General features: G+C 72.3%; 21 protein-coding genes and 2 pseudogenes. 6 read left to right on the forward strand and 17 right to left on the reverse strand.

All coding sequences use genetic code 11. The features are described from left to right. The 14 genes and pseudogenes from DLJ47_RS30260 to DLJ47_RS30325 form a co-directional block, all read right to left on the reverse strand. Nucleotides 1-883: SCO3242 family prenyltransferase (locus DLJ47_RS30260; RefSeq protein ID WP_109905113.1), on the reverse strand; the 883-nt coding region annotated here is incomplete at its 3' end. Further along, nucleotides 867-2027 (reverse strand): inositol-3-phosphate synthase, encoded by a 1161-nt coding sequence (locus DLJ47_RS30265; protein WP_109905115.1) that lies wholly within the window; start codon nucleotides 2025-2027, stop codon nucleotides 867-869. The genes DLJ47_RS30260 and DLJ47_RS30265, both read right to left, overlap by 17 nt. Nucleotides 2028-2605: 578 nt before the next feature. After that, nucleotides 2606-3817 (reverse strand): Gfo/Idh/MocA family protein, encoded by a 1212-nt coding sequence (locus DLJ47_RS30270; protein WP_396774901.1) that lies wholly within the window; start codon nucleotides 3815-3817, stop codon nucleotides 2606-2608. 53 nt (nucleotides 3818-3870) lie between these two features. Beyond that, entirely contained in the window at nucleotides 3871-4926 is a 1056-nt protein-coding gene (locus DLJ47_RS30275; protein ID WP_109905119.1) for a substrate-binding domain-containing protein, read from the reverse strand. A gap of 123 nt (nucleotides 4927-5049) precedes the next feature. Then, nucleotides 5050-6168 (reverse strand): ABC transporter permease, encoded by a 1119-nt coding sequence (locus DLJ47_RS30280; protein ID WP_109905121.1) that lies wholly within the window; start codon nucleotides 6166-6168, stop codon nucleotides 5050-5052. Beyond that, nucleotides 6165-7763: a sugar ABC transporter ATP-binding protein gene (locus tag DLJ47_RS30285; protein ID WP_109905123.1), complete on the reverse strand. Its 1599-nt coding sequence runs from the start codon at nucleotides 7761-7763 to the stop codon at nucleotides 6165-6167. The genes DLJ47_RS30280 and DLJ47_RS30285 overlap by 4 nt, the downstream gene beginning before the upstream one ends. Then, nucleotides 7760-8938 carry an ROK family protein gene (locus DLJ47_RS30290; protein WP_109905163.1) on the reverse strand — a complete coding sequence of 393 codons (1179 nt, stop codon included), beginning with the start codon at nucleotides 8936-8938 and terminating at the stop codon, nucleotides 7760-7762. The genes DLJ47_RS30285 and DLJ47_RS30290 overlap by 4 nt, the downstream gene beginning before the upstream one ends. A gap of 261 nt (nucleotides 8939-9199) precedes the next feature. Next, on the reverse strand, nucleotides 9200-10213 hold the full coding sequence (locus DLJ47_RS30295) for a YihY/virulence factor BrkB family protein (protein WP_109905125.1): 1014 nt from the start codon (nucleotides 10211-10213) through the stop codon (nucleotides 9200-9202). A gap of 242 nt (nucleotides 10214-10455) precedes the next feature. Beyond that, nucleotides 10456-11154 (reverse strand): annotated as a pseudogene (locus DLJ47_RS30300) (NADPH-dependent F420 reductase); the annotation flags it as partial. Nucleotides 11155-11212: 58 nt separating this feature from the next. Beyond that, a complete protein-coding gene (locus DLJ47_RS30305; RefSeq protein ID WP_109905129.1) occupies nucleotides 11213-12244 on the reverse strand; it encodes an LLM class flavin-dependent oxidoreductase in 1032 nt (343 codons plus the stop codon). 106 nt (nucleotides 12245-12350) lie between these two features. Further along, on the reverse strand, nucleotides 12351-13160 hold the full coding sequence (locus DLJ47_RS30310; RefSeq protein WP_109905131.1) for an ABC transporter permease: 810 nt from the start codon (nucleotides 13158-13160) through the stop codon (nucleotides 12351-12353). 11 nt (nucleotides 13161-13171) lie between these two features. Next, entirely contained in the window at nucleotides 13172-13972 is an 801-nt protein-coding gene (locus DLJ47_RS30315) for an ABC transporter permease (RefSeq protein ID WP_109905133.1), read from the reverse strand. 280 nt (nucleotides 13973-14252) lie between these two features. Continuing rightward, nucleotides 14253-14666 (reverse strand): SRPBCC family protein, encoded by a 414-nt coding sequence (locus DLJ47_RS30320; RefSeq protein ID WP_109905135.1) that lies wholly within the window; start codon nucleotides 14664-14666, stop codon nucleotides 14253-14255. After that, the gene (locus DLJ47_RS30325) at nucleotides 14663-14974 is read right to left on the reverse strand and encodes an ArsR/SmtB family transcription factor (protein WP_109905137.1); all 312 of its coding nucleotides are present in this window, start codon (nucleotides 14972-14974) and stop codon (nucleotides 14663-14665) included. The genes DLJ47_RS30320 and DLJ47_RS30325 overlap by 4 nt, the downstream gene beginning before the upstream one ends. A gap of 229 nt (nucleotides 14975-15203) precedes the next feature. Here DLJ47_RS30325 and DLJ47_RS30335 point away from each other — a divergent pair, with 229 nt between their 5' ends. The 3 genes from DLJ47_RS30335 (at nucleotide 15204) to DLJ47_RS30345 (ending at nucleotide 17700) form a co-directional block, all read left to right on the forward strand. Next, entirely contained in the window at nucleotides 15204-15740 is a 537-nt protein-coding gene (locus DLJ47_RS30335) for an RNA polymerase sigma factor (RefSeq protein WP_109905141.1), read from the forward strand. Beyond that, a complete protein-coding gene (locus tag DLJ47_RS30340) occupies nucleotides 15727-16947 on the forward strand; it encodes a WD40/YVTN/BNR-like repeat-containing protein (protein ID WP_109905143.1) in 1221 nt (406 codons plus the stop codon). The genes DLJ47_RS30335 and DLJ47_RS30340 overlap by 14 nt, the downstream gene beginning before the upstream one ends. A gap of 255 nt (nucleotides 16948-17202) precedes the next feature. After that, on the forward strand, nucleotides 17203-17700 hold the full coding sequence (locus DLJ47_RS30345) for a GNAT family N-acetyltransferase (RefSeq protein WP_109905145.1): 498 nt from the start codon (nucleotides 17203-17205) through the stop codon (nucleotides 17698-17700). 19 nt (nucleotides 17701-17719) lie between these two features. On the opposite strand, the pseudogene DLJ47_RS30350 reads toward DLJ47_RS30345, so the two are convergent. Beyond that, a pseudogene (locus DLJ47_RS30350) lies at nucleotides 17720-18366 on the reverse strand (IS5 family transposase); the annotation flags it as partial. 227 nt (nucleotides 18367-18593) lie between these two features. On the opposite strand from DLJ47_RS30350, the gene DLJ47_RS30355 reads away from it, so the two are divergent. Together DLJ47_RS30355 and DLJ47_RS30360 are read left to right on the forward strand one after the other, a co-directional pair. After that, nucleotides 18594-18908 (forward strand): PadR family transcriptional regulator, encoded by a 315-nt coding sequence (locus DLJ47_RS30355; RefSeq protein WP_109905147.1) that lies wholly within the window; start codon nucleotides 18594-18596, stop codon nucleotides 18906-18908. After that, a complete protein-coding gene (locus DLJ47_RS30360; RefSeq protein WP_109905149.1) occupies nucleotides 18908-19246 on the forward strand; it encodes a hypothetical protein in 339 nt (112 codons plus the stop codon). The genes DLJ47_RS30355 and DLJ47_RS30360 overlap by 1 nt, the downstream gene beginning before the upstream one ends. Nucleotides 19247-19305: 59 nt before the next feature. Here DLJ47_RS30360 and DLJ47_RS30365 read toward each other — a convergent pair whose 3' ends face one another. Both DLJ47_RS30365 and DLJ47_RS30370 read right to left on the reverse strand, forming a co-directional pair. Next, nucleotides 19306-19494, reverse strand: a complete 189-nt coding sequence (locus tag DLJ47_RS30365; RefSeq protein WP_109905151.1) for a DUF397 domain-containing protein — start codon at nucleotides 19492-19494, stop codon at nucleotides 19306-19308. Next, complete coding sequence (locus DLJ47_RS30370; RefSeq protein WP_233258097.1) at nucleotides 19485-20288, reverse strand: helix-turn-helix domain-containing protein; 804 nt, start codon at nucleotides 20286-20288, stop codon at nucleotides 19485-19487. The genes DLJ47_RS30365 and DLJ47_RS30370 overlap by 10 nt, the downstream gene beginning before the upstream one ends. Nucleotides 20289-20501: 213 nt before the next feature. On the opposite strand from DLJ47_RS30370, the gene DLJ47_RS37275 reads away from it, so the two are divergent. After that, nucleotides 20502-20987 carry a hypothetical protein gene (locus DLJ47_RS37275; RefSeq protein ID WP_233258098.1) on the forward strand — a complete coding sequence of 162 codons (486 nt, stop codon included), beginning with the start codon at nucleotides 20502-20504 and terminating at the stop codon, nucleotides 20985-20987. Nucleotides 20988-21005 lie beyond the last annotated feature (18 nt).

Raw genomic sequence — 21005 nt, forward strand, 5'->3', positions numbered from 1 at the left:
GCCGGCGGCCCAGCGGTGCCGCCGCCGCCACCGCCAGCCCGAGCAGGCCGGCCCCGGAGCGCGCGGTGAGCGCGCCCTGCAACGCGGGCAGCCCGGTGATCCCGGCGCCCACCGCCGCGCGTACCCGACCGGCCGAGGGTTCGGCCACCACCCGCGCCTGCGCCCCGCCGTAGCGGGCGGCGTACCAGCCGGCCAGCACCGCCGGCAGGGCCGTCGCGACCCGCGCCAGCCGGGCCGGGGCCCGCGTCGGGTCGCCGGCGGACCGGGTACGGGTGGCGGCCGGGGGCGTCGCGGCGGCGGCCGCGACCAGGGCGGTGCCGGCCAGGGTCCGCAGCGGCAGGCCGGCCTCGGCGCCGCTGACCTCGCGGCGGGACAGCGCGGTGACCGTCCAGGTGTGCGCGGCCACGGTGACCGCCGCCGGGACCGCCCGGCGCAGCCGGCCACCCGAGGCGCCGAGCAGCACGTCCAGCCCCCGGCAGGCGGCCATCACGGCCGGCCCGGCGGCGGTGTTCTTGGCCGCCAGGTCGTACCCCCAGACGGTGGCCGCGAGCGGCAGTGCGACCGCGGCGGCCCGCCGGCCGCCGGCGGCGGTGGCCAGCGCGAGCCCGGCGGCGGTGAGCCCGACAGCCAGGCCGAATGCGGCGGGCGGGCTGACCCGGCCGCTGGGGATCGGCCGCTCCGGCCGCTCGACGGCGTCCAGCCGCCGGTCGGCCCAGTCGTTGGCGGCCATGCCGGCCCAGTAGAGCAGCACCGAGGCGCCGGCCAGGGCGGGCGTACGCCGGCCCAGCGTGCCGGCCGCCGCGGCGCCGGCGAACACGTCCCCGGGGACCGAGAGCGCGGCCGGTGCGCGGACCAGCTCGGCCAGGTCAGCCGGGCTGGTCATCGCTGCCTCCGGCGTGCAGCCGGCGGGTGAACTCGCACAGCCGGGTCCACTGCTCGGCCAGCGCGTGGGTGGGCGCGGCGAGCGGGTCCTTGAAGAAGAAGGCGAGCTCGGCGAGCGGCCCGCGGTGCCCGGCGGCGTGCGCGGCGGCGGTGAGCCGGGCCAGGTCGAGCACCAGCGGCGCGGCCAGCGCGGAGTCGCAGCCGTGCCAGGTGAACTCCAGCCGCATCCCGGTGCCCAGGAACCCGGCGAAGGTGACCAGGTCCCACGCGGTCTTGAAGTCGCCGAGACTTTCCACGTAGTCGATCCGGGTGCCGCCCTGCGGCTGGTAGCCGAGGGTCTCGCCGAGCACCCGCTGCTTGCTCTCCACCTTGGCGGCGTTGGCGGCCGGGTCGGCGAGCGTGGCGCCGTCGCCGCCGCCGAGCAGGTTCACCCCGGACCAGGAGCGCACCGCCAGGTGCCGCATCGCGAACATCGGCGCGAGCACCGACTTGACCAGGGTCTCCCCGGTCTTGCCGTCGTGCCCGGCGTACGGCAGGCCGCGCTCGTCGGCCAGCGCGCGCAGCGCCGGCAGTCGCAGCCCGGTGGACGGGGTGAAGTCGACGTACGGGCAGCCCGCGGTGACGGCCGCGTACGCGTAGAGCGAGCTGACCGGCAGCACCTCCTCGGGTCCGGCGAGCGCGGCCCGCAGCGCGGCCGGGTCGGCGTGCGCCGGGTGCGGCCGGGCGAGGGGTTCGGTGGCCGAGACGTTGACCACCACCACCCGGTCCAGCTCGTGCCGGCGGCGGAAGTCGTCGAGGTCACGGACGGTGGCGACGGCCCGGTCGGCCTGGCTGCCGCCGGCCGGCGCGGGGCGCAGTTCCCGCTCGACCGTGGCCAGTTCGTCGGCCAGCGCGGCGACCAGCCGCCCCGGCAGCACGCCGGCGGCGGCGAGCGCCTCGGCCCGCTTGACCAGCGGGGTGGCGACCACGTCGTGGCCGCCGAAGACCAGGTCGGCGAAGGACGGCAGGGCGGGGCCGCGCAGTTCGGCCAGCTCGGTGACGCAGCCGGTGGGGCCGGCCAGCCCGGCCCGCAGGGCGAGCGCTCCCACGATGCTGGTGGTCGCGACCGAGCCGCGCGCCCCCACCAGCCAGACACCCGTACGCATGGTGCTCCTTCCCAGATCAGGAGGAACCGGCCGGAAATAGAATTATATACATATTTCTTTGCGCTGCGGAAGATCTTCGTGCGGAGCGGATGGGCCCCGTCCGGCCGTCCACCTCGGGTGGAGCTGACCGGCCGGCGTCGAAGTCGGCGGCAACGGCGCCGGACCGGCTCCCGGTGCGGGCCGGACGGACGGGGCTGGTAGGCAGGGTCGGTCGGCGTCTCGACCCTGCCTCCCCCGCATCCGACCGGTCGGAGCGACGGCACGCCCCGGCCGGACGTCTCAGCCGGCGCCGTTCGCCGGATCGGTCGATGCCCGGGGTGCGGACCACCCGTTGGGGTGTGAGCGGTGGACGGTGTGGACGCGAGCGGTGGGCAGTGCCATCTGGTCCTCCGGATCGCCGGGTTGGTGGCGGCCCTCCGGTGCGGCCGGGGAATCCCGGTCCGGCCGCACCGGACGACCGTCCTGCTCGTGCGTCACCGGGCCGTACGGCCCGGCGGCACGTCCTCCGGAACCGGCCTCGTCCCAGCCGCGGGGCGCAAACCGCGGCCGGGCCCTCGCCGGTCGGTCCCGGAGGTGGCTCAGGCAGCCACCGGGGCCAGCGCCGGCTCCACCTCGGTCCACGAGGAACCGAGCTCCGCCGACCGGGTCACCGCGTCCAGCACGAGCTGGACCTGCAACGCGTCGGCGAAGGAGGGGGCCGGGTCGACGCCGGTGGCGATCGCCTCGATGAAGTCCCGCATCTGGTGGGTGAACGAGTGCTCGTAGCCGATGATGTGGCCGGGCGGCCACCAGGCCGACATGTACGGGTGCTCGCCCTCGGTCACCAGGATGCGGCTGAAGCCCTGCTCGGCCGTCGGTCGGGTGGCGTCGTAGAACTCCAGCTCGTTGAGGCGTTCCAGGTCGAAGACCACGGTTCCGAGGGAGCCGTTGATCTCCACCCGGAGGGCGTTCTTGCGGCCGGTGGCGAACCGGCTCGCCTCGTACGTGGCCAGCGCGCCGCCGTCGAGCCGGGCCACGAAGACCGCGGCGTCGTCGACGGTGACCGGGCCGGTGGCCGGGGCGTGCCCGTCGACGGAACCGTGCCCGTCGACCGGGCCCGCAGCGTCCACGGTGGCCGCCAACCCGCTCGACTCCGCGGGCAGCGGCCGCTCCTTGACGAACGTCTCGGTCACCGCACTGACCCCGGCGATCCGCTGCCCGGTGACGAACTGGGTCAGGTCGATGATGTGCGCGCCGATGTCGCCGAGCGCGCCGGAGCCCGCCCTGTCCTTCTGCAACCGCCAGACCAGCGGGAACTGCGGGTCCACGATCCAGTCCTGCAGGTACGTCGCCCGGACGTGCCGGATCACTCCGAGCCGTCCGTCGGCGACCAGCTGCCGCATCATCGTGACCGCGGGCACCCGGCGGTAGTTGAACCCGCACATCGACCGCACCCCGGCGGCCTGGGCGGTGGCCGCCGCGGCGGCCATCGCCCGGGCCTCGGAGACCGTGTTGGCCAGTGGCTTCTCGCACAGCACGTGCTTGCCGGCGGCCAGCGCGGCGAGCGCGATCTCGGCATGGCTGTCGCCCGGCGTGCAGACGTCCACCACGTCGATGTCGTCCCGGCTGACCAGGTCACGCCAGTCCGTGGTGTACGCCTCCCAGCCGAGCCGGTCGGCGGCGTCGGCCACCTTCCCGGCGTCCCGGCCGCAGATCAACGCCATCCGGGCCCGCGCCGGCAGGTCGTACACCCGGTTCACGGTGCGCCACGCCTGCGAGTGCGCGGCGCCCATGAACGCGTAGCCGACCATGCCGACCCGCAGTTGCTTGTTCGTCGTGGACAAGGTGGGTCTCCCCCCGTGTATCAGAACCCGAGCTTGAGGTAGTTGCTCGCGTTCTCCTTGGTGATCGTCTCGGAGGCGAGGATGATTTCCTTCGGCACCTGGAGCTCCACCAGGTCGGACATGCCCCGGCCCTGGCCGATCAGCCGAGCCAGCGAGATGGCCGACGAGGCCATCGACGGGCTGTAGGTGACCGTCGCCTTGAGCGGGGTGTTGTCCGCCTGGATGTCCTCCATCGCCTTCTTCGAGCCGGCGCCGCCGACCATGAAGAACTCCTTGCGGTTGGCCTGGTTGATCGCGGCCAGCACGCCGATGCCCTGGTCGTCGTCGTGGTTCCAGAGCGCGTCCATCTTCGGCAGCGCCTGGAGCAGCTGGGCGGCCTCCCGCTGGCCCGAGTCGGCGGTGAACTCCGCCGCCCGGCGGTTGGCGATCCGGAAACCGGCAGCGGTGAGCGTGTCGGCGAAGCCCTTCGACCGCTCCTGGGTCAGCTCCAGCGAGTCGATGCCGGCGATCTCGCCGATCACCGGGTTGGTCAGGTTCTTCGCCTTGAACTGCGCGATCATGTAGGTGGCGGCGGCCACCCCCATGCCGTAGTTGTCGCCCTTGATCTGCAGCCGGTAGGCCCGCGCGTCCGGGAACGCCCGGTCCAGGTTGACCACCGGGATGCCGGCGTTCATCGCCTCCAGGCCGAAGGCGTTGAGTTCCTTGCCGTCGTGCGGCAACAGCACGATGACGTCCGGCTTCTGCGAGATCAGGGTGGACAGCGCCGCCCGCTGGGCCGCCGCGTCCGCGCCGGCCTCGACCGTCTTGAACTCCACGTCGGAGTACGTCCCGGCCTGGGCCTTGGCGTTGTTGGTGATGGCGGCGATCCAGCCGTGGTCCGCGGCCGGCGCGGAGAAGCCGATCGTCACCCGCTTGCCGGGCTCGCTGTTGCCGCCGGGCGCGCCGGCCGCCTTGGTCTGCGCCTCGGTCGGCTCCTGCTCGTTGCTGGTGCACCCGGCGAGGAGCACACCGGCGCCCACGGCGGCCCCGCCGAAGAGCAGTCTGCGGCGCGACAGGTCGCGACTGTGCTGGGTCATGACGACCTCCTGTGTTCGCGGTGGTGGAGGGAAGGGGGTTCGCGGTGCTCGGAAAAAGGGTGTGCGGGGCCAGGCCACCGTCGCGTGCACCGGCGGCCCGGGTGGTGCGTGGTCGGGATCGGGTCAGGTGGTGGTGAGCCGGTTGCGGCTCAGGAACTGGGTGACGCTGCGGAACTTGACCTGCTGGACCAGGACGGCCGCGACGATGATGCCGCCCTTGACCATGTTCTGGGCCTCGGTGGAGAGGCCGTTGATGGCGAAGAGGTTGGTGATGGTGGCGAAGATGACCACCCCGAGCAGGGAACCGATGATGGTGCCCCGCCCGCCGCTGAGCAGCGTGCCGCCGATGATCGCGGCGGCGATCGCGTCCAGTTCGTAGAGGTTCGCCATCGCCGCCTGGGCCGAGTTGGCCTGGGCGGTGAGCATGATGGCGGCGATGCCGCAGCACAGCCCGGAGAGCGCGTAGAGCAGCAGGGTGTGCCGCTTGACGTTGATCCCGGCCAGCCGGGCCGCCTCCGGGTTGCCGCCGACCGCCACCGTGCGGCGGCCGAAGGTGGTCCGGTTGAGCAGCACCCAGCCGGCCGCCACCACCGCGGCGAGGATGTAGACCAGCAGCGGGATGCCGAGCAGGTCGTTGCTGGCCAGGCCGTTGATGAAGGAGTTGTCCGACACCTGGGTCTGCTTGTCGGAGATCTCGGCGGCCAGGCCGCGGGCGGCCACCAGCATGGCCAGCGTGGCGATGAACGGCACCAGCCGGCCGTACGAGATGAGCAGCCCGTTGACCAGGCCGACCGCGAGGCCGACGGTGAGCGCGCTGAAGATCATGCCGCCGGCCCCGTAGCTCTGGGTGGCCACCGTGGTGCACCAGACCCCGGCCAGTGCGACGATCGCGCCGACCGAGAGGTCGATGCCACCGCCGATGATCACGAAGGTCATCCCGACGGTGACCACGCCGACCACCGAGGCCAGCTTGAGGATGCTCAGCACGTTGTCCCAGACCCAGTCCGGGTTGGAGTAGAGGTCGGAGCGGGTGATCGCGCCGATCACGATCAGCACCAGCAGCACCCCGATCAGCGCGAGGTTGCGGCGGGCGCCCTCGCCGCCGTCGCCCCGCCACCAGGAGAGCCGACCAGCCGCCGCGTGGTCGCCGGCCGCGGCCGTCTCCGCCGGGTCCACCGGCGGGGACTGCGCCGGCAGCTGCGCCGCCCGCTCCGCGGTGGGTGTGGGAGGTACATCGCTCATGCCGGTGCGCCTTCCATCAGGGACCCCGCCATGACGAGGTCGAGCACGGTGTTCTCGTCGAGTTCGCCGGCCGGGGCTTCGCGGACGACCCGCCCCTCCCGCATCACCAGCACCCGGTCGGCCAGACCGAGCACCTCGGGCACCTCGCTGGAGACCAGCAGCACCCCGACGCCGCGGGCCGCCAGGGCCCGGATGACCTGGTACAGCTCGGACCGGGCGCCGACGTCCACGCCCCGGGTCGGCTCGTCGAGCAGCAGCAGCCGGGTGTCGCCGAGCAGCCACCGCCCGACCACCACCTTCTGCTGGTTGCCGCCGGAGAGGGTGCGCACCGGCCGGCGGACGTCGCGGGGGCGCAGCTCCAGGCTCGCCGCGATCCGGTCCGCCTCGGCTCGCTCCCGGCCGGTGTCGGTGAAGCCGAACCGGGCGTAGCGGCCGAAGGTGGCCAGCGTGACGTTGCGGTAGACCGGCTCGCCGAGCAGCAGCGCCTGACTCTTGCGCTCCTCCGGGGCCATCCCCATGCCGGCCCGTACCGCCGCGCCGACGTTGCCCGGGCGCAGCGTCCGGCCGGCCATGGTGACCGTGCCCGCCTCGGCCCGGCGGGCGCCGTAGATGGTCTCCAGCAGCTCGGAGCGGCCCGAGCCGACCAGCCCGGCGATGCCCACGATCTCGCCGGGCCGGACGCTGAGCGAGACGTCGGCGAACTCCCCCGCCCGGGTCAACCCGTCCACCCGCAGCAGTTCCTCGCCGCGCGGCTCGGCGGCCGGGCGGTCCGGGAAGACGTACTCGATGGTGCGGCCGGTCATCCGGCTGACCAGGTCGCGGGTCGGGGTGTCGCGGGCCGGCAGGTTCGCCGCGGTGGTCCGGCCGTCCTTGAGTACGGTGACCCGGTCGCCGATCTCGCGGATCTCCTCCAGCCGGTGCGAGATGTAGATGACGGCGATGCCCTGGGCAGTCAGCTCGCGGATGATCCGGAACAGGTTGCCGACCTCGTCGTGCGCCAGCACCGCGCTCGGCTCGTCCATGATGATCAGTCGCGCCTCGTGGGAGAGCGCGCGGGCCATGCTGACCACCTGCTTGCCGGCGGCCGGCAGGGCGCGGACCATCCGCCCGGGCGCGATCTCGGCGTGGCCGAGCCGGCCGAGGATCTGCCGGGTACGCCGGGCCATGTGCCCGCGCCGGACGAAGCCGAACCGGCGCGGCTCGTGGCCGAGGAAGGCGTTCTCCGCGACCGAGAGGTCCTCGACCAGGTCGAGTTCCTGGTAGATGGTGGCGATGCCGGCGCGCATGGCGGCCTGCGGGTTGGCGAAGGTGACCGGCTCGCCGCGCCACTCGACCAGCCCCGAGTCGGGCCGGTGTACCCCGGCCAGCACCTTGATCAGGGTGGACTTGCCGGCGCCGTTCTGCCCGAGCAGGCAGTGCACCTCACCGGCGCGCACCTCCAGCTGCACCCCGTCCAGGGCCCGTACGCCCGGGAAGGTCTTCACCACGTCGGTGAGGCGCAGCACCACCTCGCCCGCGACGGCGTCGGCGGGCGCCTCGACCAGCGGAGCATCTGTCACGACGGCCTCCTCGGGTTGCGCGCGCTGCTCGGTCATGACGCCTCGCCGAAGGCCACGTCGCTGGCGAGGACGGCGGCGCCGGCCACCCCGGCGCGCGGCCCCAGCTCGGACAGGACGACCGGGAGGTTGCCGGTGGCCAGCGGCAGCGACCGGCGGTAGACCACGCTGCGGATCTCGGCCAGCAGGATGTGCCCGAGCTGGGCGAGCCCACCGCCGATCACGATCATCGACGGATTGGTGAAGCTGACCAGCCCGGCCAGTACGCCGCCGACCCGCCGCCCCCCGTCGCGGATCAGCTGGATGCAGGTGACGTCGCCCTCGACGGCACCCTCGGCGACGTCCAGCGCGGTCACCTCGCCCCGGGCGGCGAGCCGCTCGGCCAGCGCCGGCGAGGCGCCGCTGCGCGCGGCGGCGGTCGCGTCCTTGGCCAGCGCGGCGCCGCTGAACAGCGCCTCCAGGCAGCCGACGTTGCCGCACGAGCACATCGGACCGTGCGAGTCGACCTGGATGTGGCCGATGTCCCCGGCGCAGCCGTCGGTGCCCCGGTAGACCTCGCCGCTGAGGTAGATGCCGCAGCCGATGCCGGTGCCGATCTTGACGTAGAGGAAGTCGTCGACCGAGTGGGCCACCCCGCCGTGCCGCTCCCCGATCGCCATGATGTTGACGTCGTTGTCGACCACGGCCGGGCAGCCGTGCTCCCGGGTGAGCAGCTCGCGTACCGGGAACCGGTCCCACCCGGGCATGATCGGCGGGGAGACCGGGACGCCGTCGCGGAAGCTGACCGGGCCGGGCACGCCGATGCCGACCGCGTCGAGGCGCTCGTAGGCGCCGTCCACCTTGGCCTTGTGCAGCAGCTCGTTGACCCGCTGGAGGATCAGCTTCGGCCCGGAGCGGATGTCGGCCGGTTCGGCGTACGCGGCGACCGGTTCCAGCCGGCCGTTGACCACCTCGACGTCGATCGAGCTGGCGCCCAGGTCGACAGCGGCGAACCGCAGGTGCGGGCTGAGTTCGACAAGGGTGGAGCGTCGACCGCCGCGGGAGGCGGCCAGCCCCGCCTCGGCCACGTAACCGAGGCCGACCAGCCGTTCCAGCTCCGCGAGCAGGCGGGGGCGGGGCATCTGCAACCGGTCGGCCAGCTCGGCCCGGGACACCGCCCCCTCGTCGCGGAGCAACCGCAACAGCCGTACGTGCAACGGGTCCACGCTCCGCACCGGGCTCACCTCTTCAGGGGCTCGTCCACGTCGGCGCAACGCCGAGGTGTTGTGCCCGACACAGTAGGAGCGTTCCGTGCCACCTGTCCAGAGCTTCGGCCCATCTGACGCCAACTTTTGTCCGTCCGAACAAAAGCTAATAGTGGATCAAGAAAAGCAGCGCCGGCCGGCGGTGACATCCGCGCAGTTCGGATCGGGTGCGAACGCGAACCGCCCCGCCACCTGTTCCGGTGGCGGGGCGGAGGCCGGGGCGGGGCGCGGTCAGCGGTGGCCGGTGTTGCGCTTCTTGCGGAGCTTGCGGTCGTCGCGCAGCTCGACGTACGGCTCCTCGTCGGCCGCGTGCCCGGCCGAGATGGCGCGGCTGCGTTCAAGTTCGGCGTCGAACTCGGCGCCGAGCAGGATCGCGATGTTGCTGAGCCAGAGCCAGACCAGGAAGATGATCACGCCGGCCAGCGCCCCGTACGTCTTGTTGTACGAGCCGAAGTTGCTCACGTAGAGCGCGAAGAGGCCGGAAACCACCAGCCAGATCACCACGGCCAGCACCCCGCCGGGGCTGACCCAGCGGAACCCGCCGTGCCGCGCGTTCGGCGAGGCCCAGTAGAGGATCGCGAACATCAGGCTCACCAGGATCAGCAGCACCGGCCACTTGGCGATGTTCCAGACCGTCACCACCGTGGCGCCGACCCCGATCGCCTCGCCGACCTGCTCGGCCAGGCCACCGGTGAAGACCACGATCACCGCGGAGGCCAGCAGCATCACCCCGATCACCGCGGTGACGCCGATCCGGATCGGCAGCGTCTTCCAGATCGGCCGGCCCTCGGGCACGTCGTAGATGGTGTTCGAGGCGCGCATGAACGCCGCGATGTAGCCGGACGCGGACCAGAAGGCGGCCAGCAGACCGAGGATCGCGGCCAGGCTCGCCAGCCCGCCGCTCTGTTGCGCCTGGCCGATCGCGGTGTCGATGATCTCCCGGATGTTCTCCTGGGGCACCGCGTCGTTGACGGTGTCCTTGACGCCCTGGGTGGCCTGCGGCCCGAGCAGGCCGAGGATGGAAATCAGCACCAGCAGGCCGGGGAAGATGGAGAGCACGCCGTAGTAGGTCAGCGCCGCCGCCCAGTCGGTCAGGCTGTCGTCCTGGAACTCGCGGACGGTGCGCCGCAGCGCCGCCTTCCACCCGGTGCCCGGCAGCTGGGCCGGGCTCTCCGGCCCCTCGTCGGGCCCGACCGGCCCGGCGGGGTCCCGCCCCTCGCGGGCGGAAGAATTGTCGGCGGCCATCGCCCCTCCCTCGTCGTCGGCGTCATCCCCCGACATGCCCGAGGCAGGGGCCGGTTAACCACCCGGTCGGAGCGCAACCTGCCCATCCGGCGCTGGCGCAGGCGTAGGTCTCGGCGCGGGCGTCGGCGTCGGCGGCGTCGGCGGCGTCGGCGGTGTCGGCGGCGTCGGCGGACCTCAGGGGGCAGGCGGCATCGGGCACCGCGGACCGGCCGGACGCCGCCCCGCCGTGGCCTGCCCTCGGCTCAGGCTCGCGCGCGGGCGATGAGTTGCCCGCGCTCCGACTGCGGGAACCGGTCGAGCCGGGCGCGGATCTCGTCGGCGTCGACGTTGGCACCGAACAGGTCGGTGCCCGGTTCGAGACTGACGCCGGCCGCGAGCGGGCCGGCGACGACCGGGTCGAAGCCGAGCGCGTCGACCAGCGCGGCGACCGTGTCGAGGTCGGCGGGGTCGTCGCCGGCGATGGCCAGGGCCTTGCGGCCGGGGTCGCCCGCGGGGCGGGCTCCGTCCTCGAGGTCGTGGTAGCCCATGTGGTTGAACGCCTTGACCACCCGGGAGCCGGGCAGGAAGGACTGGACGATCTCGCTGGACGAGGTGCGCGGGTCGGTGAGGTCGTCGCGGATGCCGTCGACCTCCCACCAGTAGTTCATGGCGTCGACGACCAGCTTGCCGCGCAGCGCGTCCGCCGGGATGGTGCGGTACCTGCCCAGCGGAAGGGCGAGGATGACGAGGTCGGCCCGGGCCGCGGCCTCGGTGGCGGTGACGGCGACCGCCCCGGGCGTGAGCACGTCGACGGTGAGGGCGATCTTCGCCGGGTCGCCGGAGCCCGCGATGAGCACCTGGTAGCCGGCGGCCAGGGCGAGCCGGGCGAGCACGGTGCCCACCTTGCCAGCGCCGAGGATGCCGAGGGTCTTCGGGCCCTGCCGGACGACGTCGTTCATGTCCTTCTCCCAGGTTGTCTCGCCGCTGCCGGGGTGGCGGACCCGCCGCCTCGAACGGGGGTCAGCCGGCGAGGATGTCGCGGACCATCGGTACCACCTTGGTGCCGTAGAGCTCGACGGCCCGCAGCCGCGCGCTGATCGGCTGGGCGCCCGCGGTGTAGATGAGGTCGAACCGGCCGACGCCGAGGGTGCTGACCGCGCGGGCGATCCTGCGGGCGACGGTCTCCGGTGAACCGATGTAGAGGGACCCCTGCTCGACCTCGGCGTCGAACTCCACACGCCGGATGGGCGGCCAACCGCGGAGCGCGCCGATCCGGTCGCGCATGATCCGGTAGTGCGGCCAGTAGATCTCCTTGGCCTCCTCGTCGGTGTCGGCGATGAAGCCCGGCGAGTGCATGCCGACCGGGTACGCGGTCGTGCCGAACTGCGCGGCCGCCCGCCGGTACAGGTCGATGTACGGCGCGAAGCGCCCCGGCTGGCCACCGATGATGGCGAGCATGAGCGGCAGGCCGTAACGGGCGGTGCGGACCACCGACTGCGGCGAGCCACCAACGCCCACCCAGGTGGTGAGGCGCCCCGATTCCGTCTTCGGGAAGACGTCGGCGTTGTCGAGCGGGGCACGCTTGGTGCCGCTCCAGGTGACCGGCTTCTCGTCGAGCAGCTTGGCGAACAGCTCGATCTTCTCCTCGAACAGCACGTCGTAGTCGCTCAGGTCGTAGCCGAACAGCGGGAAGGACTCGGTGAACGAGCCACGACCGAGGATGACCTCGGCCCGGCCGTTCGACATCGCGTCCACGGTGGCGAAGCGTTGGAACACCCGGACCGGGTCGTCCGAGCTCAGCACCGTCACGCCGGAGGCGAGCCGGATCCGTGAGGTGCGGGTGGCGATGCCGGCGAGGACGGTCTCCGGGGTCGAGATCGAGTACTCGGGCCGGTGGTGCTCGCCGAGGGCGATGACGTCGACGCCGACCTGCTCGGCCAGCACCGCCTCGTCGACGACCTGCCGGATCGCGGCGGCGTGGGAGACCAGCGCACCGGAGTCGTCCTGCGGGACGTCGCCGAAGGTGTCGAGTCCGAACTCCAGCTCAGGCATGGGTGGTCTCCAGGGCACGGGACAGGCAATTGACCGGTCAAGTATGTGCATTGCTTGACCGGTCAAGCAAAGGCTGCCGGCATGACTGTCGACACACCACGGGCCGCTACTTGTAGAGCAACCTGCCCATCCGGCGCGAAGCCACCAGCAACCCGACGGCCAGCACGGCCAGCAGGTAGAGCACGTCGGGCAACCACGACCAGCCGTCGCCGCCGACGGTGACGCCCCGGATCAGGTGCACCGCCCGGTAGAGCGGGGTCACCTCGACCAGCCAGCGCAGCACCGACGGGTACGCCTCGGCCGGCACGAAGGTGCCGGAGAAGAGGAAGAGGGTGAACTGGGCCGACCCCATCAGGTCGAAATCCTGCCAACTGCGCATGAAGGTGGAGATGGCCATGCCGATCGCCCCGAAGGCGAAACCGACCAGCACCGCCCCCGGGAAGGCGACCAGCGCCCGGGCGGGGGTGGTGAGGTCCATGGCCACCATCACGGCGAGGAAGGCCGCCGAGTAGGCGCTGCCCCGCAGCATCGCCCAGCCCAGCTCGCCGAGGGCGATCTCGAACGGCTGCACGGGGGTGGCGATCACCCCGTCGTACAGCTTCATGTACTTCATCTTCCCGAAGAAGTTGAAGGTGGTCTCGGCCAGCGCGCCGGTCATCGCCGACGAGGCCAGCATCGCCGGGGCCACGAACGCCGCGTACGAGACGACCTGCCCGCCGGGCAGGGTGAGGTCGCCGACCAGGGCGCCCACCCCGACCCCGATGGAGAGCAGGTAGAGCAGCGGCTCCACGAAGCCGGAGAGGAGCAGCAGCCAGTAGACCGACTTCAGTGCCGCGACGTTGCGCTCGGCGACCGACACCGACCGTCGGCTCGCGGCGGAGACGTCGACCAGCCGGGGCAGTACGAGAGTGACCACGACAGCCTTCCTCAGACGACCAGCTTGCGGCGGAACGCGCGGTGGGCCAGCAGCCAGCCGCCGAGCGCCCAGGCGGCGAGGTAGAGCAGGTGGCCGGCGACCGACCACTGCGGAGCGACACCCAGGGTGGCCGCCCGGCACAGGTCGACGCCGTGCCAGAGCGGCGTCGCGTAGGCCACCCAGCGCAGCCCCACCGGCAGCGACTCGACCGGGAAGAACACCCCGGCGAAGAGCGTCATCGGGATGACCGCGAAGCGGAACAGCATGGCCAGCCAGCTGTCGGTGTCGACCGCCGACGCGTAGGCGAAGGTGGGCGCCGCCACGGCCAGCCCGAGCAGCGCCACCACCGCCGGCACCACCAGCGCCCAGGGCGAGCGCAGCGCCCCGAACAGGGCGGTCACCACCAGGAACGCGGCGATCGTGGTGAGCACCCGGAACAGCACGAAGGCCAGGTGACCGGTGAGGATGTCGGCCACCCGCAGCGGCGCGGCGCTCTGCGCGAAGTAGGTCTTGATCCACTGGAAGTTGCTGAACACCGGCCAGGTCGACTCGCCGATGGCCACCTGCACCGCGGTCGAGGCGATCAGCCCCGGCACCAGCCAGTCGAGGTAGCGCACCCCGCCGACGCCCTGGTCGATGTAGGCCCCCACGCCCAGCCCGAAGCCGACCACTGTCAGCACCGGCAGCAGGAACGAGGAGAACACCCCGGCCCGCCAGGTGCGCCGATAGCCGACCAGGTAGTGCGCCAGCACCGCGAGCGCCGGCACCCGGGGCAGCGGCGGCCGCACCCGCTCCCGCGCCTGTCGCGTCACACTCACCCGCTCACCCCTGTCGCCGCCGTCCACCACGGCCTTCCTACCCCGGGGGTACGACAGGCCGTGGCCACCCTACGACCGGCGTACGCACCTGTCGTGGCAGTTTCCGCGGCGGCGGGGCTACCGAGCACGTCGACCGCCGCGGCCCGCGGCGGCGGACGTGCCGGCTCACCGCCGGCGGGGCGGTGGCCGCCCGGCGGGTACGCGCCCGGTCCGCCGCCCGGACGGCGGACCGGAGGCGTGCTGGCCGTTGCACGGGGCCAGGCGGGCTTGAATCTCAGTCGGTGAGCTGGCTGGCGGTCTGGACCAGTTGCGGCAGCACCTTGTCTCGCCATCCGGGTCCCATGCGGTTGAAGGCGTCACGGTCGGACTTCCGGTCGAAGTCGAATCCGCTGTGCTCGAAGAACAGGCGGGTGCCTCTGCCTTCCGCGGCGAGACGCCAGGTCAGCGTCCAGGTCTCGTTGAAGGTGTAGACGAGCCTCTGTTCGGGGACGACTTCGAGCACTTCGCAGGGCACCGATCCCCAGCCGGGCATCTGAAGATGGAAGCGGTGACCGACGATCGCGGCGATGTCGCCGGGGACCCACCAGCGGGCGTGCAGTGCGGGCTCGGTGAGCGTGCGCCAGACCTTGCTCGGTGGGGCGTCGACGAACTGGTCGATGGCGATCGTGTCGGTGTTGGTTGTGGTCATTGGTCCTCCTCGGCGACATCGGCGAGCGAGCGCAGCCGCTGGCGCCAGAATCGCTCGAACGGGTGGAGCCAGTCGCCGACCTGGGCGAGGGGCTCCGCGGTGAGGTGGTAGTGCCGTTGGCGGCCCCTGGGTTCATCGCACACCAGCGCGGCCCGCCGGAGCACCTGCAGGTGTTCGGCGACAGCGGGCCGGCTCAACTCGAACTGGTCGGCGAGGTCGCCTGCCGTTCGAGGTCCCTCCGCGAGCAACTGCAGCAGCCTGCGGCGCACCGGGTTCGCCAGCGCGAGGAACACGTCATCTTCGGGCACGGTCCCAAGATATGTCGGAGGTTGCCGACATGTCAATGATTTCCGACGCGTTGGCCGTGCTGGAGCACGTCGGCGCACATCACCGGGAGGCGGCCCAGGTCGGGATGGCCGACGTCGACCGCGCCGAGCAGCCTTCGCGCTCGCGTTCGGGGTGGCCGACATCTTCTGGCCGGTCGCCCGGAACCTTTCTCTCCGCCCGCGAGTGGAAGAGGTGGGAGGGGAGGTGACGATGTCCGACGAACTGATCTCCGAGCTGTACGCGGCCTGCTACCGCCGGCTGGTCGTCCAGTTGTACGCGGTGACCGGCGACCTGAACGAGGCGCAGGAGGCGGTCCAGGAGGCGTTCACCCGGGCGCTGATGGCGCCGCGCAGCTTCGCCGCGTTGGAGAACCCGCAGGCGTGGTTGCGCCGGGTGGCGGTGAACGTCGTGCGTAGCCGGCATCGGCGCCGGCGGGTGCTGGACAGGTTGCTGCGCCGCATCGGACCGCCGCCCGAGGTCGCGGACCGGTCACCCGAACACCTCGCCCTGCTCGCCGCGCTGCGCGACCTGCCCGAGGGGCAGCGACACGCGTTGGCCCTGCACTACCTGGTCGACCTTCCGGTGGACGAGGTCGCGGCGACGCTCGGCGTATCGGCCGGCACGGTCAAGTCGCGACTCTCCCGTGGCCGGCAGGCTCTCGCCCGACTGCTCGCCGAGGTTGACCCGGCCGATGCCGGCTCCGACGTCACCGTCACCACTATCGGGAGGACCGATGTCCGATCGTGAACTGCCCGGCTTCGATGTCGCCACGCTCAGCCGGGCCGTCCGGCAGCCGCCGCTCGACGAGCTCCGCTCGATTGCCAGTACGCGCGGCCAGGCCCGGCGCAAGCGGCGCGGCGGGCTGCTGCTGGCCGTCGTGGCCGCGCTCGCCGGCACGGCGCTGACCCCGGTCGCCGGGGGCCTGGGCGGCGCCGGCAGACCCACTGCCGACCCGACAGCGGTCCCGGCACCACCCGCCGGAGCTGAGCTCTTCCTCCTGAGTGACCGGTCGGTGGTCGGCGTCCGGGTCACCAACGTCAACTGCGCGCTGAACTTCACCAACACCAGGGACTTCGGGCGTACCTGGTCGTCGTACCGCCCGGCGCGATACGACGGGCCCTGCCGGATCGAGAACGGGATGGGCAAGTCGGACGTCCGATACTTCCCGCTCAGCGCGCGGACATACCTGGTGAGCGTCGACGGGCGGTCCTACCTGTCCACCGACGAGGGGCGGACCTGGCGGGACGGGGCGAGCGCCATCGTCACCGTGGACGCCTTCCCACCGAAGGCCCAACTGGTCTCCTCTGGACTGGCGTGGTGGGGGCTGCGCGAACCGATGGCCGTCGACCCCGACACGGGCACCGCCTACCGGCTGCGGGCGGGGGTGCCGACGTCGTACCCGATGAACAGCCTGTACGCGAGCCCGGACGGGGTGCTCTGGGCCGCCTTCTGGCCGGGCGATGTGCACCAGCCCTCCGTGCTGGCGCGCAGCGCCGACCGGGGCGCGACCTGGGAGACCGTGCTGGCACCGAACGGTGGCGCGGTGATGTCCGTGGCGGCGGAAAGCGGGCAGGTGGCGTACCTGCTGGCGGAGCCCTACTCACCAATGGGCGGCGGTCCGCCGCCGGCCGGCAGCCTTGCCACGATCATGCGGACCGGCGACGGCGGCCGGACCTGGCAGCGGGTCGAGACCGACCTGCCGGCCGGGCAGCGCGGCGACCGGCAACTGGTGGTGGGCGCGGATGGCAGCCTCCTGATCGGGGACACGGACGCCAACGGTTACGGGTTCCTGTGGGTGAGTCACGACCGCGGCCGGCACTTCACGAAGAACCTGGTGACCCGGGGCGGTCTGGTGCTCAGCTGGGCACCGGGACAGGTCCTGCTCGCCGGAGCCGACGGGGTCCGGTTGACCACCGACGGGCGGACGGCCACCCGGTTGCCGGGCCTGGAGTGACCCCCGGTTGGGGGCGGGACGCCCATGCGTCCCGCCCCCAACCGGATCAGGCGGGGCCGACCCCGGACCGGGTGGGCGAAGGCGGAGCCGAGCCAGGTGTGCGGGTTGCCGTACCAGCATCAGCACAGCTTCGGCGCCCTGGCTGACCCAGAACGCCGCACCCCGGCGATCCCCGCAGCGCGACCCGATTAGGCCCTGTCCTGCCGATCATGGGGAGGACCTCAAGGTCGTTGCCTTGTCACTACGATCTCGACGATGCAGCAGACACGGCTAGCGGTTCGGCCGGCGGCTTTGGCCGATGTTCCTTCGTTGGTGGAGTTGCGCCTGGCCAACGCCGTGGCTCATCTCGCTCTCGATCCGCGCATCTACCGCGTTCCGCAGCGTGAGGCGGTGGTACGCCACTTCACCGCGATGTTGACCGATGAGGCGGGGCGGGATGCTGTTCTCGTTGCTGAGTCTCATGACGGCCGGGTGGTCGGGATGATTGAGGTGTTGCGGAACTCCGAGCCGCCAGAGCACCAGATCCTGCGTCCTGAGCCCTCCGCGCAGGTGCACACGGTTGTCCTGGCCGATGTCCGAGGGCTCGGGGTGGGAGCCGCGCTGCTGGATGCGGCGAAACAGTGGGCGATCGACCAGGGGATCACTTATTTGTCGGCCGGTATTCACCACCGCAACGCCGGTGCGGTGCGCTTCTATAGCCGGCACGGCTACACCGATTCCAGTGTCTCCCTTGGCAGACGCCTGCTGGGTTAGGGCCCGCGGTGTCGGTCATCGGAGCCAGATGATGGATGCGATGAGCACGAGGCTGGCGGGTGGAGTCGTGGGCGTAGCCCTTGTCCGCGATCAGCACCTCGGGACGCTTGCCGGGCCGGCCGGGGCCGGGCTCGTTGACCCGAATCGCGTCCAGCAGGGCCAACAGTTGCGGGTTGTCGCCGGCCTGGCCCGGGGTGAGCAGGATCGACAACGGCCGGCCGGGTCCGTCGACGGCGAGGTGAATCGTCGTGCTTAGCCCGCCGTTGGATCGGCCGATGGCCTCGCCATCTTGCGCACCAGGCGTCGCCGCACTTGTTGCGGATCCCCCTTTTTGCGGGCGCCAGCGGCATGCTGATGCGCCCGCACGATCGACGAGTCGACGCTGATCGTCCACTGCACCGGTGTGCCGTCGTCGTGGACCTGCGCCGCGGCCAGGATCCGATCCCACGTGCCGTCCGCCGTCCAGCGGCGCAGGCGTTCAGGGCAGGTCTTCCACGGCCCATACCGTTCCGGCAGGTCCCGCCACGGCGCACCCGTGCGCAGCTTCCACAAAACCCCATTGATGACCTGGCGGTGATCCCGCCACCGGTCTCGAGAACCTCCCGGCTCCGGAAGCAACGGCGCGATCACCGCCCACGCCGCATCCGTCAGCTCGCCACGGCGCACCACCGGCACATCGTCAACGATCAACCACTACAAGATCGACAGGACACGCCCTAGCGAGAAGCACCGGTTGCTGGTCGTCTTCAGGCACCGTCCCCAAGATATGTCGGAGGTTGCCGACATATCAGTGATCTCCGACGCGGTGGCCGCATCCGGTCTGGCAGTTTCTGCCCCGGGCGGGCCGCCTTGACCCCTGGACAGGCTTAATCTACATAGGTAGCCTTGGCGTCGTGGAGCCACTCGGACGCATCGGTGCGGCGACGGTCGACGTTCTGCGGGTGCTGGTCGACAGCGACCGGCCACGCTGGGGGCTGGAGATCATCAAGGCCACCGGGCGCCCGTCCGGCACTGTCTATCCGCTGCTGGAACGGCTGGAGCGCAACGGCTGGGTGACCTCGCACTGGGAGGACGAGACCGGTCGCCGCGGCCCACGGCGGCGGATGTACCAGCTCACCGCCGACGGCGCGGTTGCCGCCCGGCGGTTGTGCGCCCAGGCCGCCGCCCGCGCGGCGAGCCAGCGCCCGGCCCGACTGCGGGAGGCGTGATGGCGCCCGTCCGCGCCGCACTCGTCCTCGTGCGTTGCGCCGCCGCGCTGCTACCCGGCGCCTCCCGCGCCCGTCATCTCGAACAGTGGCAGGCGGACGTCCACGGCGCCGCCGAACTCGGCATGTCACCCCTGCGGCTCGCCGCGGGAACCCTCGGCGCCGCCGTCCGGATCGCCGCCACCAGCCCGAAAGGATCTCGAACCATGCAGCCCATCGGCCCGCTCGCCCTCGCCCTGAAGCTGGTCGGCGGCACGCACGCCCGCCGCCGCGCCGCCACTCTCGCCGCCGTGCTCACCGCGGCCCTGCTGGCCGGCGTCGGCCTGCTCATCGCCGGCTGACCGGCGACCGCTCCGCCACCAGCTGCCCGGACCGGCCTGCGGCCTGCGGGGTGAGCGAGCTATCGCCGAGCGACGCCTGCGATGAACGCGCGCCAGGCGGCGGGGTCGAAGGTCAGGGCCGGGCCGCCCGGGTCCTTGGAATCGCGGACGGCCACCACGCCGGGGAGGTTGTCGGCCACCTCCACGCAGTTGCCGCCCTGGCCACTGCTGCGGGTGCTCTTGCGCCACCGGGCGCCGGTCAGGTCCATGTCTCCGCCACCTCCGCCATCAGGTCGAGGGACTGCTGGTGCGATAGTGCCTCACCACGGATCGATTCCCACACCTCGACCATCTGCTGCACATAATCTGCCCGGTCGACCGCCTGCCCGTGGCGCTGCCCCTCCAGGTATACGACGTCCTCGCCGGCGGGCTGAGTAGCGATCACGAAGGGACCGGCGAGCCCAGGGTACGCGCCAGCAACGAGTGGCACGACCTGGATACGCACCCGAGGCAATGTGGATCCGAGCTTCACCAGGTGCTGCACCTGCTCGCGCATTATTTCCGGCCCGCCAACGCGGCGGCGCAGCACGTACTCGTCGATGACGGCCGTGAGCAATGGCGGCCGGTCGCGGGTGAGCAGCGCCTGGCGATCCAACCGGGCGGCCACCTGCCGCTCGATCTCGTTCGGCACAAAGAGCCCGCCACCGGCATGAATGGCGTATGCGTAGCCCTCGGTCTGCAACAGGCCGGGCACGCACAACGGTTCGAACGTGCGCAGCGCCGTGGCCTCCTGCTCGATGCCGGCCCAGTCGCGGAACCAGGGCACCACGGTTTCCCGGCTGATCCGGCGTTGGATGCGTTCGAAGCGGCCGTCCGCGCCGAACACCGCGTCGCAGCGCCGGGCGAAGTCGAGGCTCGGGCGGCGCTCGCACGTCTCCACCTTGGCGACCAGGGCGCCCGAGTAGCTCAGCGCCTCGGCCAGCGCGCTCTGTGACATGCCGCTGGTGGCCCGGGCCAGCCGCAACTCCTCCGCGAAGTGGTCCAACATGGACGAGCGTTCCACGGACAGCCTCCGTACATCCTCGTACCGCCAGCGACCGGCCGCCATACGCCCTGGTCGTCGGCGCGCGGGATCTCCCACCGTAGTCGGGTTCTCACCAAACTGTCACGCAGCGGAACCGCTCACGGGATCAGACGGCGGGCGGAACCAGGCCGGGGGCGCCCGGCGACAACGAGGTCCCGGGCGCCCCCTCCCAGCTCGACGGAGGCTCACCGCATGCGACTCAGGTTCTGGCGCTGTCGGCGCCCGGCGCCACCCGCCACGCTCCCCCGGCGTACGCCCAACACCCGACCGGAGTGGGCGATCGCCCCGACGCAGGTCTTCCCCACCGACGGCGCGGGACGCCCGGGGCGGCTGACCCGGGCGCAGGAGTGGCGGGCGAACGGTGGCCACTGGCTGCCATCGCCGCGCCGGACCGGGGAGGGGCCCGCGCCCGAGCGCGGAGGACCCGCGCTGATGCCGCGCTACCGCCCGCACGTGGCGGCGCGGCCGTCCTGGCGCTGCCGGGTGTGCGGCGCCGCCTGGCCCTGCTCCCCGGCCCGGCTGGCGCTGCTCGGCGAGTACCGGGAGAACCGGACGGGCCTGCTGATCTACCTCGGCACGCTGATGTACGAAGCCACCGTCGACCTGGCCGAGCTGAACGGGCAGGTGGTGCCGGACGGGTTGGCCGACCGCTTCCTGAACTGGGCGAGGGCGCGATGACCGGCACGGCCGATCGGC

The sequence above is a fragment of the Micromonospora sp. S4605 genome (assembly GCF_003176715.1).
Lineage (GTDB): Bacteria > Actinomycetota > Actinomycetes > Mycobacteriales > Micromonosporaceae > Micromonospora > Micromonospora echinaurantiaca.

What these genes read in the sequence shown, in the direction of transcription:
- DLJ47_RS30265 (WP_109905115.1), bottom strand. Translation starts at nt 2,027, where the DNA reads ATGCGTACGGGTGTCTGGCTGGTGGGGGCGCGCGGCTCGGTCGCGACC.
- DLJ47_RS30270 (WP_396774901.1), bottom strand. Translation starts at nt 3,817, where the DNA reads ATGGTCGGCTACGCGTTCATGGGCGCCGCGCACTCGCAGGCGTGGCGC.
- DLJ47_RS30275 (WP_109905119.1), bottom strand. Translation starts at nt 4,926, where the DNA reads ATGACCCAGCACAGTCGCGACCTGTCGCGCCGCAGACTGCTCTTCGGC.
- DLJ47_RS30280 (WP_109905121.1), bottom strand. Translation starts at nt 6,168, where the DNA reads ATGAGCGATGTACCTCCCACACCCACCGCGGAGCGGGCGGCGCAGCTG.
- DLJ47_RS30285 (WP_109905123.1), bottom strand. Translation starts at nt 7,763, where the DNA reads ATGACCGAGCAGCGCGCGCAACCCGAGGAGGCCGTCGTGACAGATGCT.
- DLJ47_RS30295 (WP_109905125.1), bottom strand. Translation starts at nt 10,213, where the DNA reads ATGGCCGCCGACAATTCTTCCGCCCGCGAGGGGCGGGACCCCGCCGGG.
- DLJ47_RS30305 (WP_109905129.1), bottom strand. Translation starts at nt 12,244, where the DNA reads ATGCCTGAGCTGGAGTTCGGACTCGACACCTTCGGCGACGTCCCGCAG.
- DLJ47_RS30320 (WP_109905135.1), bottom strand. Translation starts at nt 14,666, where the DNA reads ATGACCACAACCAACACCGACACGATCGCCATCGACCAGTTCGTCGAC.
- DLJ47_RS30335 (WP_109905141.1), top strand. Translation starts at nt 15,204, where the DNA reads ATGTCCGACGAACTGATCTCCGAGCTGTACGCGGCCTGCTACCGCCGG.
- DLJ47_RS30340 (WP_109905143.1), top strand. Translation starts at nt 15,727, where the DNA reads ATGTCCGATCGTGAACTGCCCGGCTTCGATGTCGCCACGCTCAGCCGG.
- DLJ47_RS30345 (WP_109905145.1), top strand. Translation starts at nt 17,203, where the DNA reads ATGCAGCAGACACGGCTAGCGGTTCGGCCGGCGGCTTTGGCCGATGTT.
- DLJ47_RS30360 (WP_109905149.1), top strand. Translation starts at nt 18,908, where the DNA reads ATGGCGCCCGTCCGCGCCGCACTCGTCCTCGTGCGTTGCGCCGCCGCG.
- DLJ47_RS30365 (WP_109905151.1), bottom strand. Translation starts at nt 19,494, where the DNA reads ATGGACCTGACCGGCGCCCGGTGGCGCAAGAGCACCCGCAGCAGTGGC.
- DLJ47_RS37275 (WP_233258098.1), top strand. Translation starts at nt 20,502, where the DNA reads ATGCGACTCAGGTTCTGGCGCTGTCGGCGCCCGGCGCCACCCGCCACG.